16 protein-coding genes are annotated in these 12,732 nt (G+C 63.9%); 6 read left to right on the plus strand and 10 right to left on the minus strand.

From position 1 onward, the window contains the following. Nucleotides 1-40: 40 nt before the first annotated feature. Nucleotides 41-559 carry a DUF2231 domain-containing protein gene (locus IVB47_RS24660; protein ID WP_027570338.1) on the plus strand — a complete coding sequence of 173 codons (519 nt, stop codon included), beginning with the start codon at nucleotides 41-43 and terminating at the stop codon, nucleotides 557-559. A 35-nt stretch (nucleotides 560-594) separates the two neighbouring features. Here the strand turns inward: IVB47_RS24660 and IVB47_RS24665 are convergent, their stop codons facing one another. After that, nucleotides 595-1,362: a serine acetyltransferase gene (locus IVB47_RS24665; protein WP_027570337.1), complete on the minus strand. Its 768-nt coding sequence runs from the start codon at nucleotides 1,360-1,362 to the stop codon at nucleotides 595-597. A 314-nt stretch (nucleotides 1,363-1,676) separates the two neighbouring features. Here IVB47_RS24665 and IVB47_RS24670 point away from each other — a divergent pair, with 314 nt between their 5' ends. Further along, the gene (locus IVB47_RS24670; protein ID WP_027570336.1) at nucleotides 1,677-2,840 is read left to right on the plus strand and encodes an acyl-CoA desaturase; all 1,164 of its coding nucleotides are present in this window, start codon (nucleotides 1,677-1,679) and stop codon (nucleotides 2,838-2,840) included. Nucleotides 2,841-3,046: 206 nt separating this feature from the next. Here IVB47_RS24670 and IVB47_RS24675 read toward each other — a convergent pair whose 3' ends face one another. The 5 genes from IVB47_RS24675 to IVB47_RS24695 all read right to left on the minus strand — a co-directional run bounded on the left by IVB47_RS24675 (nucleotide 3,047) and on the right by IVB47_RS24695 (nucleotide 5,817). Next, entirely contained in the window at nucleotides 3,047-3,532 is a 486-nt protein-coding gene (locus IVB47_RS24675) for a DUF2852 domain-containing protein (protein WP_027570335.1), read from the minus strand. Nucleotides 3,533-3,652: 120 nt separating this feature from the next. After that, nucleotides 3,653-4,393: a TetR/AcrR family transcriptional regulator gene (locus tag IVB47_RS24680; RefSeq protein ID WP_027570334.1), complete on the minus strand. Its 741-nt coding sequence runs from the start codon at nucleotides 4,391-4,393 to the stop codon at nucleotides 3,653-3,655. Nucleotides 4,394-4,489: 96 nt separating this feature from the next. Beyond that, nucleotides 4,490-4,852: a YciI family protein gene (locus tag IVB47_RS24685; RefSeq protein WP_027570333.1), complete on the minus strand. Its 363-nt coding sequence runs from the start codon at nucleotides 4,850-4,852 to the stop codon at nucleotides 4,490-4,492. Nucleotides 4,853-4,890: 38 nt separating this feature from the next. Then, entirely contained in the window at nucleotides 4,891-5,295 is a 405-nt protein-coding gene (locus IVB47_RS24690; RefSeq protein ID WP_247465095.1) for a YciI family protein, read from the minus strand. Between the two features lie 159 nt (nucleotides 5,296-5,454). Continuing rightward, nucleotides 5,455-5,817 (minus strand): nuclear transport factor 2 family protein, encoded by a 363-nt coding sequence (locus tag IVB47_RS24695; protein ID WP_247465097.1) that lies wholly within the window; start codon nucleotides 5,815-5,817, stop codon nucleotides 5,455-5,457. Nucleotides 5,818-6,134: 317 nt separating this feature from the next. Between IVB47_RS24695 and IVB47_RS24700 the strand changes: the two genes are divergently transcribed. From IVB47_RS24700 to IVB47_RS24715, 4 genes are all read left to right on the plus strand, one after another. Further along, the gene (locus IVB47_RS24700; RefSeq protein WP_247465098.1) at nucleotides 6,135-7,799 is read left to right on the plus strand and encodes a PAS domain-containing methyl-accepting chemotaxis protein; all 1,665 of its coding nucleotides are present in this window, start codon (nucleotides 6,135-6,137) and stop codon (nucleotides 7,797-7,799) included. A 121-nt stretch (nucleotides 7,800-7,920) separates the two neighbouring features. Further along, nucleotides 7,921-8,709, plus strand: coding sequence for an SDR family oxidoreductase (locus tag IVB47_RS24705; protein WP_027570329.1), 789 nt, complete (start codon nucleotides 7,921-7,923; stop codon nucleotides 8,707-8,709). An 82-nt stretch (nucleotides 8,710-8,791) separates the two neighbouring features. Then, the gene (locus IVB47_RS24710; RefSeq protein ID WP_027570328.1) at nucleotides 8,792-9,229 is read left to right on the plus strand and encodes a hypothetical protein; all 438 of its coding nucleotides are present in this window, start codon (nucleotides 8,792-8,794) and stop codon (nucleotides 9,227-9,229) included. A gap of 434 nt (nucleotides 9,230-9,663) precedes the next feature. Further along, nucleotides 9,664-10,017, plus strand: coding sequence for a hypothetical protein (locus tag IVB47_RS24715; RefSeq protein ID WP_247401009.1), 354 nt, complete (start codon nucleotides 9,664-9,666; stop codon nucleotides 10,015-10,017). A gap of 107 nt (nucleotides 10,018-10,124) precedes the next feature. Here IVB47_RS24715 and IVB47_RS24720 read toward each other — a convergent pair whose 3' ends face one another. The 4 genes from IVB47_RS24720 to IVB47_RS24735 all read right to left on the minus strand — a co-directional run. Further along, nucleotides 10,125-10,538, minus strand: coding sequence for a VOC family protein (locus tag IVB47_RS24720; protein WP_247287576.1), 414 nt, complete (start codon nucleotides 10,536-10,538; stop codon nucleotides 10,125-10,127). Between the two features lie 38 nt (nucleotides 10,539-10,576). Beyond that, nucleotides 10,577-11,113 carry an SRPBCC family protein gene (locus tag IVB47_RS24725; protein WP_247465101.1) on the minus strand — a complete coding sequence of 179 codons (537 nt, stop codon included), beginning with the start codon at nucleotides 11,111-11,113 and terminating at the stop codon, nucleotides 10,577-10,579. A gap of 94 nt (nucleotides 11,114-11,207) precedes the next feature. Then, entirely contained in the window at nucleotides 11,208-12,524 is a 1,317-nt protein-coding gene (locus IVB47_RS24730) for an RNA polymerase sigma factor (RefSeq protein WP_247465103.1), read from the minus strand. Continuing rightward, nucleotides 12,521-12,732, minus strand: a 212-nt coding sequence (locus IVB47_RS24735; RefSeq protein ID WP_247465106.1) for a YciI family protein, incomplete at its 5' end; no start/stop codon positions are given. The genes IVB47_RS24730 and IVB47_RS24735, both read right to left, overlap by 4 nt.

Genomic DNA, 12,732 nt, shown 5'->3' on the forward strand with positions numbered 1-12,732 from the left:
GAAAAATTGTCCAGAAAATCACTACTCGCGAGGTTTTGCCATGAGCATCAACCCCAAATCGACCGCCGCCATCGGCGATCATCCGCTCCACCCCATGATCATCCCGTTCCCCGTCGCCTTCCTGGTCGGCGCGCCCATCGCCGATCTCGCCTTCATCGGAACCGGCGACGGCTTCTGGGCCAGAGCCGCCATCTGGCTGATCGGCGCCGGCATCGTCATGGCGCTCGTTGCCGCCGTGGCCGGCTTCACCGACTTCTTCAGCGACGCCCGTATCCGCAGCCTCAACGATGCCTGGTATCACATGGTCGGCAATCTGGCGGCGGTCGTGCTGGCCCTGATCAATTTCTACCTCCGCTACGCGCAAGGCGCGGAGGCTGCGGTCAAGCCGTGGGGCGTGGCGCTCTCGTTGATCGTGGTGGGCATCCTCCTGTTCACGGGATGGAAGGGCTGGGAAATGGTCTACCGGCATCATGTCGCGGTGCTGGACGCACCGGGCCAGACCAGTTCGGAGCCGGTCACGCCGCATCATGGCGGCGAGCGCCACCGCCGCGCCGCCTGAACGAGGAGCACGTCGCCTGATGACTTGAGGGCGAGTCAGGCCGTCGAGGCCGGTTCGGGGCAATTCGTCAGCCGCGCCGGATTGCCTACTGCGGTGCAACCCCGGGGCACGTCGCTCGTCACGACGGTGTCGGCGCCGATCTTTGCAAAACCGCCGATGCTGACGTTGCCGAGAATCGCCGCGCCGGAGCCGATGAACACGCCGCGACCAATGCGAGGCGAGCGCGCCGGCAGTTCCGTGCCGCGACCGATGCTGACGTTCTGAAGGATGGTGGCCTCGTCGCCGATCGCCACATCGGCACCGATCACGATGCCGGTGGCGTGGTCGAGATACACCGACGATCCGAGGCTCGCCGCCGGATGAATGCTGACCTGCAGGACGTTCGACGCCTCGTTCTGAAACAGCAGCGCCGCGTCTCGCTGGTCGTGATGCCAGAGCCAGTTCGAGACGCGCCAGGCCTGTAAGGCGACGTAGCCCTTGAAATGCAGCAGCGGCGCCAACAGTCCGGTGATGGCGGGATCGCGGAGCACGATGGCCTGCAAGTCGCGTCCGGCGGCCTCGATCAGATTCGGCTGGCCATTGAAGGCGTCGCGGGAAAATGTCGTGAAGCGCGCGCGTTCGGCCGCGCTGTCGCCAAGCCGCCGTCCGATCAGGTCGGACAATGCGCCGGTAAAATCGTCATGGGCGAAGATGAGGCCGCCAAGAGTCCGGCCGAATATGGGGTCGGCTGCCGCTGCGCGCTGCGCCTCGTCTCGGATCTTCTGCCAGAGGGCCTCGCTCGGCGTGATCGCAGCTTCCATCATCGTTGCCGCCTGCGATGTTTTGACGCTTCCTTTTCACCGTCAGATATAGAGCGTCGGCAGCGCGCGCGCCACGCTCCCCGTGAGGCTACGAGCTTGCATGCCAGGCGGCCGGGATCATATATATGGAGGAAGTCGAGTTCCCGGCCGAAGCTATGGTCTCAGGATCGTACTGCCGCGCTGGCCCGGGTTGTTCAGGCAAAGTATCTCGTTCGAAGCCCCGCAGCGGTCCGCCACCCCCGGGTTTGTCGTACACAGCGGCCCTCAGTGCTGCCGAAGCGACTCCGGATCTCCATCATCCAAGGTCACGCCAATCCATGTCGCCCAATGCCTCCGCCGACGACCAACACGACGACATCATGTATCCCTCCGCACTGCCGTTCCTGCTGGTGCATCTCGGCTGCGTTGCAGCCATCTGGACCGGCGTGACCTGGCAGGCCATCGCGATCTGCGCCTCGCTGTATGTCGTCCGCATGTTTGCAATTGGAGCGGGCTACCACCGCTATTTCTCCCATCGGGCTTTTGCGACCGGCCGGGTCTTTCAGTTCATCCTGGCCTGGCTTGCGCAGAGCACCGCGCAGAAAAGCGTTTTGTGGTGGGCGGCCAAGCATCGACATCATCATCTGCATTCCGATACCGAAGACGACGTGCATTCACCGCGTCATCGAGGCTTCCTCTATAGCCATCTCGGCTGGATTTTTTACCGGGAGCACGATGGCACCGATCTCGTGAAGGTCGGCGATTTCGCTGCCTATCCGGAGTTGATGTGGCTGCATCGCCTGGAACTGCTGCCGGCCGTTACGCTGGCTGCGCTCTGCTTCCTGGTTGGCGGGTGGTCCGGTCTCGTCGTCGGCTTCCTGTGGAGCACCGTGCTGGTCTATCACGCGACCTTCTGCATCAACTCCCTCGCCCATGTGCATGGACGCAAGCGGTACGTGACCGGCGATGATTCCCGCAACAATTGGCTGCTGGCCTTGTTCACCCTCGGTGAGGGCTGGCACAACAATCACCACGCCTACCAGAGCAGCGTGCGGCAAGGTTTTCGCTGGTGGGAAATCGACATCACCTATTACATCCTGAAGGTGCTGTCCTGGTTCGGCATCGTCTGGAACATGAAGTCGCCGCCCGAGCAGGTGCTGCGCAACGAGCAGCCGCTTGGCGCGCGCGTCATCAACCGGGCAGCCCGTGAGCTTGCCGGACGGTTCGATGCGCAGACACTGGCGCATGCGATCTCGTCGGCGCTCCGTCGAGCCGATCTGGCCCAGCTGCAGCTGCCGACGCTGCATGACATCCTCAGTCGCGCGCACGAAGGCGTCGATGCACTGACGCATCTGCATTTGCCGAAGATTCCGACCCGCGAGGAGTTTCTCGCCGAGGCCAAGGCGATGTTCGCGCGAACGCGATCACTCAACGAGATCGTGGACTACGCCTACGAACACTTCCTGGAGTCGGTTCGCGCGCAGCTCGCCACGGCGCGCTGACCAAGTCTCTCTCTGCACCAGACTTCCGGACCAAGACTTTTCCAGACCAAGGCAAATCCGGACGCTCGCGGCAGTTCAGACGCGCATTCCCAAAACGAAACCGCCCGCCTGCGGGTTGCGCAGGCGGGCGGCTCGGGGCCATCAGGACTTTGGGGGCATGCGCCTGACGGCTTTGAGAGGCGTCAGTCCCGAGATCAAGCTTGAGATCAACCTTGCTGCTGGTCGGTCGGCGGCGGGGTCGGGCGTGTCTTGTGTTGCGCCATGAACTGGTCGAACTCTTCCTTGTCCTTGGCGTGACGCAGACGGTCGAGGAAGTTCTTGAACTCGACCTGCTCCTCCTCGAGCCGCTGCAGTGTCTCGGTGCGGTACTCGTCAAAGGCGCGGTTGCCGCTCGAGGGCGGGCCGAAGCCAAAGCCGAAACCGTGGCGCTCCATGCGGCCGCGCATACGGTCCATCTTGTACTGCATCCGCTCCATCTTGTTCTGCCAGCGATCCTGGTTGCTCCAGCACGACATTCTTCTGCTCCCGAGTGTGAAAAAGAGAAGGGCAAGTCCGATCGGCCACCACATGATGAAACCGAGGATGGTCACGGCGATCCAGCCGGGATGCCAGGGCGTGTTGAGCATGTGGGGGCGCTCGTAGTGTTGGTCCGAAGGGCCGCGCCATCGATTGACATCAGCGGTGTAGGCCATTTCCCTCTCCATGACGGCATCAGCGCCGTTGTGAATGTAAATAACATTTACATAGGTAGATCATCCCGCGATTTTGTCAAGCCGACCGCCCGACAGGGCGGGGGAATTATTTGGGTAACTTTATTTCGGCTTGCCCCAGGGACCACCGGGCGGCACGCCCGAACCGGAGGATGCCTCCGGTGGTACCGGCGGCGGCTCGGCGCTTTTCGCCGGGGGACGGCGATCGGTCGGGAAGCCGAGACCGCGCAGATAGATCAGCACCTCGGCTTCGAGCAGCTCGTCCGGGGACATCGGCAGCTTTCGACGCGCAGCATCGCCGCGGGAGAACAGCGAGGCCACGCCATGCGCCATCGACCAGATGTGCAGCGCCATCATCATCGCCGGCGGCCGCGGGGTGCCCGGCGGTGCCAGCGCGGCAAGCCGCTCCGCCGCGGCACGAATGATGTTGAAAGCACGCTCGCTGGCGGCCTGGAGCGCTGGATTGGAATCCACCGGCACGCCCGATTCGAACATCGCATTGTAGAACGCGGGCTCCTCGCGGGCGAAGGCGAGATAGGCCCTGCCGACTCGCTCGAACGCCGTGACGGTGTCGGGCCGTCCGTCGTCCCAAGCCGCGGTCAGGCGCGCTTCGAACTGCTCGAAGCCGCGCTGCGCGATCGAGGACAGCAGTTCTTCACGGTCGCGAAAATGCCGGTACGGTGCCGCGGCACTGACGCCAGCCATGCGCGCGGCATCGGCAAAGGTGAAGCCGGCCGCGCCCTTCTCGGCGATCAGCCCGAGGGCGGCCTGCAACAGGGCTTCCTTCAGATTGCCGTGGTGATAGCCGCGCTCGGCGCGGCGCGTCTCCTTGCGCCAGCTCATGTGAACGACCTTTACATGAGCTGGGCAGGAAGGTCACTAGCGGCGACGGGGTTGATCGACCGTATTCTTCCCGGTCCGGCGCCGCGGGCCGAAGCCCTAGCCGCCGGGGATCGGCAGCACCGGCATGATCTCGACGCGTTCGCCGGGGAAGATCGTGAAGTGCGGGTGGTTCTCGAACATCTTCGCCGCGGCTTCATGGGACGCCGCGCGCACGACGGTGAAGGCGCCCATCTCGTTGGCGATGTCGGCGAGGCCCTTGCCGTCGACCTTCTTGGTCTTGCCGAGCGGGCCGCCCATGGCCTCGATCGCGCCCTGGTGCTTTTCGACCCAGCCCTTCCAGGCCGCCATGCCCTCCTGCTCCTTCGCCTTGCGCTCGGCCTCGGGCATCGCATCCCATGCGGCCCATTTGGAGCTGGTCTTGCTGCCGAGGAAAACGGCGAGATAGGTGTCGGTGCTCATTGGTTCTCTCCCTTGATGATGGATAGACGAAGCTACGGCTATTTCTTGAGGTCGCAGAAACCGGCGGCGGCCTCCTGCACGTCAGGCGGAAAGTCGCTCATCTCCTGCACCTGACGGATCTCGATGATTTCGTTCGGTGCGGCCGGACACCGTTTGGCCCAGGCGATCGCCTCGGCACGCGAGGCAACCTCGATCATCCAGTAGCCGCCCAGGACCTCCTTGGCCTCGGCGAACGGACCATCGGTCACGATGGGCTTGCCGGCCGCAAACGAGACGCGCGCGCCCATCGAGGGCGGGTGCAGGCCGTCGAGCGTGATCAGCACGCCGGCGTCCTTCAGCGCCTCGTTGTAGCGCATCATCGCAGCGACCCGCTCGGGATCGAGTTGAACGTCGGGCGCCGCGGTCTCGTAGCCGAGCGGGATCATCAGCATCATGAATCGCATGAGCATTCCTTGCGTGCTTTTGTCGTTCGGGTTGCGCGGCGGCGCCACTCCAGATGGACGGGAGCGACAGCCCGGGCCGCCCGCCCTCACCTCCAAGACGAAGGAACCTTGACGAAACCGACAGGTGACGAAAATTATTCTGGAGGTTATTGGCTGGCGCTAGCGCGCCTGCGGCAGGAAACGACCGTCGTGCCGGGCAGCGCCGAAATAGACCTCGATGCGGCGAACCTTGCCGCCGGCGAAGGTGAAGAACTCGGTGTTGCGAAAGCTCCTGCCATCTGTCGCCAGGCAGAGATAGGTGACGAAGGCCTCGTCGCCTTGGATGAAAATCCGCTCGATGTCGTGCCGCGCAATCCAGCCGGTGTCCCTCCAGCAACGCTCGAAATAGGTCGCCTTGTCGAGGTCGTCGTCGAACGGGCTGGTGAAGCGGAAATCGTCGGCCAACGCGTCGGCGACCCGTTGCCGGTCGTTGGCGAGATAGGCCGCGAAAAGGTCTCGAATTAGGCGCTCGGGGTCAGTCATCGAACGGTTCCGTGATGAGCATCGTCTTGAAGACGATTGAGGCGCACCCGCGCCGACATCACGTCCGGCGGCAACCACGCGAAAAATAATGCACGCGGTGGCCCGTACAAATACGGCGCGTTCTATGAACTCCGCCGTGCATATGAGTCGAGAATACTTGCAACCTGAGCAACATGGCCGAGGCGTGCGAACGACAGAACGGGCGCCGCCTCGTGCAGGAGTTTACAGTTGCTAAAGAAGCCCATGCAACTTTTTAGCTTGAGCGAAACGGTATGACGATCCGGCTGATTCGCCCCTCAGCATTAGGCGGAGCTTACGTGTTCAATTTCCAAAGCAAGAAAGTCAGGCACGCGGTCGCGGAGGTGGAGGCGCTCGACCGGTCCCAGGCCGTGATCGAATTCGGCCTCGACGGCACCATTCTCGATGCCAACGAAAATCTCCTCAAGATGAGCGGCTATACGCTCTCGGAGATCAAGGGCAAGCATCACAGCATCTTCGTCAGCGCGACTGAACGCGAAAGCGCCCGTTATCGCGACTTCTGGGCCAGCCTGAACCGCGGCGAGTTCCAGACCACGCAATACAGGCGCTTCGGCAAGAACGGCAAGGAAGTCTGGGTCCATGCGTCGTACGCGCCGCTGCGCGACGAGAACGGCAAGGTGGTGAGCTTCATCAAGTTCGCAACCGACATCACGGCTTACAAGATGAGGACCATGGAGGACGCGGGCAAGATCGCCGCGATCGGCCGTGCCCAAGCTGTGATCGAATTCAACATGGACGGCACCATCATCACCGCCAACGAGAATTTCCTCGGCGCGGTGGGCTACTCGCTCGACGAGATCCAGGGCAAGCACCACAGCATGTTCGTGACGCCGGAGGATCGCGCGAGCTCGGCCTATGCCGACTTCTGGGCGCGGCTGAACCGCGGCCAGTTCGAAGCCGCCGAATACAAGCGGATCGGCAAGGGCGGACGCGAAATCTGGATTCTCGCAACCTACAACCCGATCCTCGACGAGATGGGCAGGCCGTTCAAGGTGGTGAAATTCGCGACCGACGTCACCGCGCAGAAGATGAAGGCTGCCGACAATGACGGACAGCTCGCCGCCATCCAGAAATCGCAGGCGGTGATCGAGTTCAACATGGACGGCACCATCCGCACCGCCAACGAGAATTTCTTGAAGGCGATGGGCTATTCGTTGACCGAGATCAAGGGTCAGCACCACTCCATGTTCGTCGAGCCGAACGAGAAGAATTCGGGAGCCTACCGCCAGTTCTGGGAGACGCTCAACCGCGGTGAATACCAGGCCGCCGAATACAAGCGGATCGCCAAGGGCGACCGCGAAATCTGGATCCAGGCGTCCTACAATCCGATCCTCGACCTCAACGGCAAACCCTACAAGGTGGTGAAATATGCCACCGACATCACCGCGCAGGCGATCGGCCGCAAGAAAGCCGACAACGCGCGCGGTCTGATCGAGGCGGTCGCGGCCGGTAGCGAACAGATGAGTGCATCGATCCGCGAGATCTCCGCCACCATGGCGAAGTCGCGCGAGAATTCGAAGGTCGCGACCACCCGCGTCGAGGCCGCCGACGGCCAGGCGCAGCGGTTGAACGCGGCGGCGCAGGCGATGAGCGGCATCGTCGAGATGATCTCGGGCATCACCGGCCAGATCAACCTGCTCGCGCTCAACGCCACGATCGAATCGGCGCGCGCGGGCGAAGCCGGCCGCGGCTTCGCGGTGGTCGCCTCCGAGGTGAAGAGCCTCGCCAACCAGGCCAAGCAGGCGACCGACACCATCACGTCCGAAATCGACGCGCTGAACACCATCTCCGGCGACGTTGCAAGCTCGCTGACCGCAATCAAGGTCGCGATCGCCGGCGTCAACGAGTTCATCGCCTCCACCGCCGCCGCGGTCGAGGAGCAGAGCATCGTGACGGCCGACATGTCGGCCAACATGCAGCGCGCCACGGCGGAGCTGGCTTAGGCCGCCTTGCGCGGCTGCAAAAGGAGAGCCTCCAAGAGCCAAAGGGCGCGATAGTTTGTCGCGTCTCCTCGCGGCTTTCGTGGTAGGGAGACCGCTTCAATTCCCGAACCACGGATAAGCTATGACCGCCACCCCGCAGAAAATCGCCCTCGTCACCGGAGCCGCGCGCGGCATCGGGCTTGCGACCGCGAAGAAGTTTTTGACCGAGGGCTGGCGGGTGGCATTGCTCGACATCGAGGGCGAGCTACTCGGCCGCGCGGTCGCCGAGATCGGCCGGGACGAGGCCACCCTGGCGTTGACCTGCGACGTCTCGGACGCAGCCGCGGTTGCCGCCGCGATGACGACGGTCGAACAGCGGTTTGGCCGGCTCGACGCGCTCGTCAACAATGCCGGCATTGCCGTGTTCGCGCCGCTGATGGAGACGTCGGAGACCGATTGGCGGCGCGTGCTCGAAGTCAACCTCACCGGCCCGTTCCTCTGCACCAAGGCGGCGGTGCCGCTGATGCGCGACGGCAATGGCGGCGCCATCGTCAACATCACCTCGATCTCGGCGGTGCGCGCCTCGACGCTGCGCTCGGCCTACGGCACCAGCAAGGCCGGCCTCGCGCACCTTACCAAGCAGCTCGCGGTCGAGCTCGCGTCCCTCAACATCCGCGTCAACGCGGTCGCGCCGGGACCGGTCGACACCGCGATGGCGAAGCAGGTGCACACCAGGGAGATCCGCGCCGACTATCACGACGCCATCCCGCTCAACCGCTACGGCCTGGAAGAGGAACTCGCCGAAGCCATCTACTTCCTGTGCTCGGAACGATCGAGCTACATCACCGGCCAAATTTTGGCCGTCGATGGCGGCTTCGATGCGGCGGGCATCGGCCTGCCGACGCTGCGCGGCGAACGGCGGAACGGATAGACACAACGTAGGTTGGCCTAACGAAGCGCCACCCAGCTCTTCTCATTGGCCTATCCTACGGACTCGAATTCGCGGAGGCATCATGCGGCGCGTCACCTTCCTCAAGGCCATGATGTTCGCATCCGCGCTGCTCGCCGCCACACCTGCCTCGGCCGAAATCCGCATCATCCAGTCGCCCGGTGGACAGGTCGGGCCGTTCCTCGATTTGTTCGAGAAGGTGCGCGAGAGCGGCGAGCGCGTGGTGATCGACGGTCCCTGCCTGTCCGCCTGCACGCTGGTGCTGAGCATCGTGCCGGGCGAGCGGATTTGTGTGACAAAGCGTGCCGTGCTCGGCTTCCATGCGGCACGATCGGTCGATCGGCGCGGACGCTTCTACGCCGAGCCGGAAGCATCCGATGCGGTGCTTGCGGCCTATCCCGGCCCGGTGCGCGACTGGATCAGCCGCCGCGGCGGCCTCTCGTCGCGGTTGCTTCTGCTGAAGGGACGCGACCTCGCCGCGATCTATCCGCGCTGCCGGTGATGATCAGGCGGACGCAGGCGCCCGCCAATTCCGCCCGTCACAAGCTTCCTGAGGTCTAATAGAAACTCTGGATCAGCTCGGTCAATTCCATGCTCGCGCAGATGAGCATACCCCAAAGTGCAAAGTTGATCTGCAGCGCCGCCGCCATCGGTCGCTCCCCTTCCAAGTACGCCCGCCCCAGTTTTTAGAATTTTATGACGAAATAAATAACGATTCTGTCCCGGAGTTCACAGCCTAATATTGCGCCAGTTGTTGTGCGATGCGGTCCGCTTCATTTCACGAAGCGGCCTCACTGCTCTCGCAATGTGATGCGACAGCAACATCCATATTCGGCCGTGTCGGCCAGGCGTTTCCCTTAGGTTCCATTTGAGCGGTGCGACGCAAGCTTCGGCAAGCGAACTTGGCGCGTCGCTACAACACCCAAGGTGTCCGGCATGATGCGACACGGCTTTGTCTTGCTCACTTTTTGCGCAACGCTCATGGGATGCGTGGTCGCGCCTGCGCAGGAACGCCGTCCGATCGCATGGGACGGCCTCGGTCAGGATCCGAACCGTCCCTCCGTCATGAAGCGTCGCGTGGCGACCCAAGCTCCCGCGGCGAGTGATCCGAATCAGGAGCGGGAGAGAGTCCTCGGCACCTTGCGCCCGTACTCCGCGGCGTGGTGGGCAATCCATGACGAAATCGAAGCGGAGAATGACAGGCAGCTCGGGACAAAGCTCGTGATCTGTCCGCGCTGCGTTCCCTCCTCCCAACCACCGAGCAATGACGTGACCGGATCGATCCGCTGAGAGCGGCACGCGGTCGATCGGCACATGACGCAACATCTCATGCGCGCCCCTCTCCGCATCGTCGGGGTGAGGGGATCGCCGCCCAGCGCGTCAAACGATCGCGCCTGTCACATTCCCTCGGCCGGGCAGTTCACCATCCAGGGAATGCCGAACTTGTCGACGCACATGCCAAAGCCCTTGGCCCAGAAGGTTTTGCTGAAGGGCATGGTAACGCTGCCGCCGTCGGCGAGCGCGTTGAACTTGCGCTCGCCCTCCGCGGGGTCCGCGACCGTGAGCGAGATCGAAAAGCCCTGCGGCTTGTGAAAATGCTCGCTGGGTGCGTCGGAGGCCATCAGCACGCTGCCGTCGGGCAGCGACATCCGCGCATGCATGATCGTCTTCTCGCGGCCGGGCGCGGCCGCCATGTCCGGCGGCGCGTCCGACGAACGCATCATAGCGTCGATCTTGCCGCCGAGCGCCTTGGCGTAATAATTGAATGCCGCTTCGCAGGTGTCCTGATAGAATAGATAAGGATTGAGCATCGTTTCTCTCCGTTTTGCTTTCGTTCGGGGTGACGGCGCTACTTCTCGGTGAGCTTCTTCAGGCTGGCCAAGCCCGCCTCGAAATCCTTGCCGATCATGCTGTCCATGTTGATGAACACCTGCATGACCTTGGACAGGAACGGGGCCGGACCGGACATCGCCCACGTGACCAGTGTGGCATCGCCTTGCGGCACAAAGGTGAACTCGGCGGTGTTGTGGCCTTCGAAAGGCCGCTCGAAGTCGAGCTTGATGCGGAGTTTTGACGGCGCACTCGCCTCGAGGATCTCCATATGGCCGGCGCCGACATTGTTGTTGCCGTCCCAGGCATAGGTCGCGCCCCTTCCTTCCGTAGTTCCGCCGAAGCTGCGCTTCATGGCGGGATCGCGGTTCTCGTAGGGTGACCAGGCCGTCCAGCGATGGAAATCGGCGACCAAGGGATAGACCGCATTGGCCGGCGCTTTGACGGCGAGGCTGCGTTCGACCCGGAATGTGTCGGGCTTCGTCAGGGCGAAGCCGAGCACGCCCACGATTCCGACAGCGAGCACGACGGCGATGATGGCAACGGCTTTCAGCATGAATGGCTCCCTCGATACGGTCCTAGGACGAAGGGAGAGGGCCGGGTCCGACAAGGCGAAGCGAAAATTTTGCAACGCCCGAAGCAGGCGCTCCCTACTTCACCTTGGCGTCTTTGACCTTGGCGTCTTGCCTGGCGCCGCCATGGGCGCCCTTGGGCTGGCTGTCCCGGATCAGGCGATCGAGATGCATGCGGATGTGAGCGGCTTCTGCTGACGTGTTGGCGAGAGCGATGGCGCGGTCGAAGGCGACGCGGGCTTCGTCGTTGCGGCCGAGCTGCATCAGGAAAGCGCCGCGCACGCCGTAGAAATGGAAGTAATTGGCAAGCTTTGGCGCCAGCGGCTCGATCAGGTCGAGCGCGGCTTGCGGTCCGCGCACCTTGGACACCGCGACCGCGCGGTTGAGCGTCACCACTGGCGAGGGCTGCACCACCTCCAGCGCACCATAGAGCAGGTCGATCTGCACCCAGTCGGTCTCCTCGGGCGTCGCCGCGCGGGCATGCAGCGCGGCAATCGCGGCCTGGATCTGGTAGGGCCCGCTGCGGCGATGGCGTATCGCCTTGTCGATCAGGGCGAGGCCTTCCGCGATCATCGTGCCGTTCCACAGCGAACGATCCTGGTCGTCCAGCAGGATCAGCGAGCCATCCGCGGCAAAGCGCGAGGCACTGCGCGCATGCTGCAACAAGATGAGCGCCGTGAGCCCCATGATCTCCGGCTCGCTCTGGAACAGCCGCAAAAGCAGCCGCGCCAACCGGATTGCTTCCTCGCACAGCGGCTTTCTGATTGCGGCGGTGTCGCCGCTCGCCGAATAGCCCTCGTTGAAGATCAAATAGATCATCGCCGCGACAACGGCGAGCCGCTCCGAGCGCTCGACCGCGCCCGGCGTTTCGAACGGTGTCCCGGCCTCGGCGACCTTGGCCTTGGCGCGCGTGATGCGCTGCTCCATCGCCGCATCCGACACCAGGAAGGCGCGTGCGATCTGCTTCACGGTCAGGCCGCAGACGATGCGGAGCGCCAGCGCGATCTGCTGCGTCGCCGGCAGGCCCGGATGGCAGCAGATGAACATCAGCCGCAAAATGTCGTCGCGGTAGTGCGAGCCGTCGAGCCGCTCGGCAAGCGCGCCCTCGGCGTCGTCGAGATCGGAGATCGCCTGGTCGTCCTCGGGCAGCGGCTGCTGCTTGCGGGTGCGGCGCACCTCGTCGATGGCAACGTTGCGACCGACCATGATCAGCCAGGCCGCGGGATCGCGCGGCGGTCCGTTCTGCGGCCAGGTCTTCAGCGCGCGCAGGCAGGCGTTCTGGAAGGCCTCCTCGGCGGTGTCGAGATCGCGGAAATAGCGCAGCAGCGCGCCGACCGCCTGGGGGCGCGCCGAGGTCAGCGCGGTCTCGATCCAGGCGGTATCGGCCTCGCTCACGTCAGATTTCCTCCGGGCCTGAACACGCCCACCGGGCGCACTTCATAGGCGCCGCCGGGATTGGCCGATCCGAGGTCGCGCGCAACGTCGAGCGCCTCGTCGAGGTTCTTGCAATCGACGATATAGAAGCCGAGCAACTGCTCCTTGGTCTCCGCGTAAGGGCCGTCGAGCACCAGCGGCGGGTCCTCCTTGCGCAGCGTCGCTGCCG

It is taken from the genome of Bradyrhizobium sp. 62 (genome assembly GCF_023073035.1).
Lineage (GTDB): Bacteria > Pseudomonadota > Alphaproteobacteria > Rhizobiales > Xanthobacteraceae > Bradyrhizobium.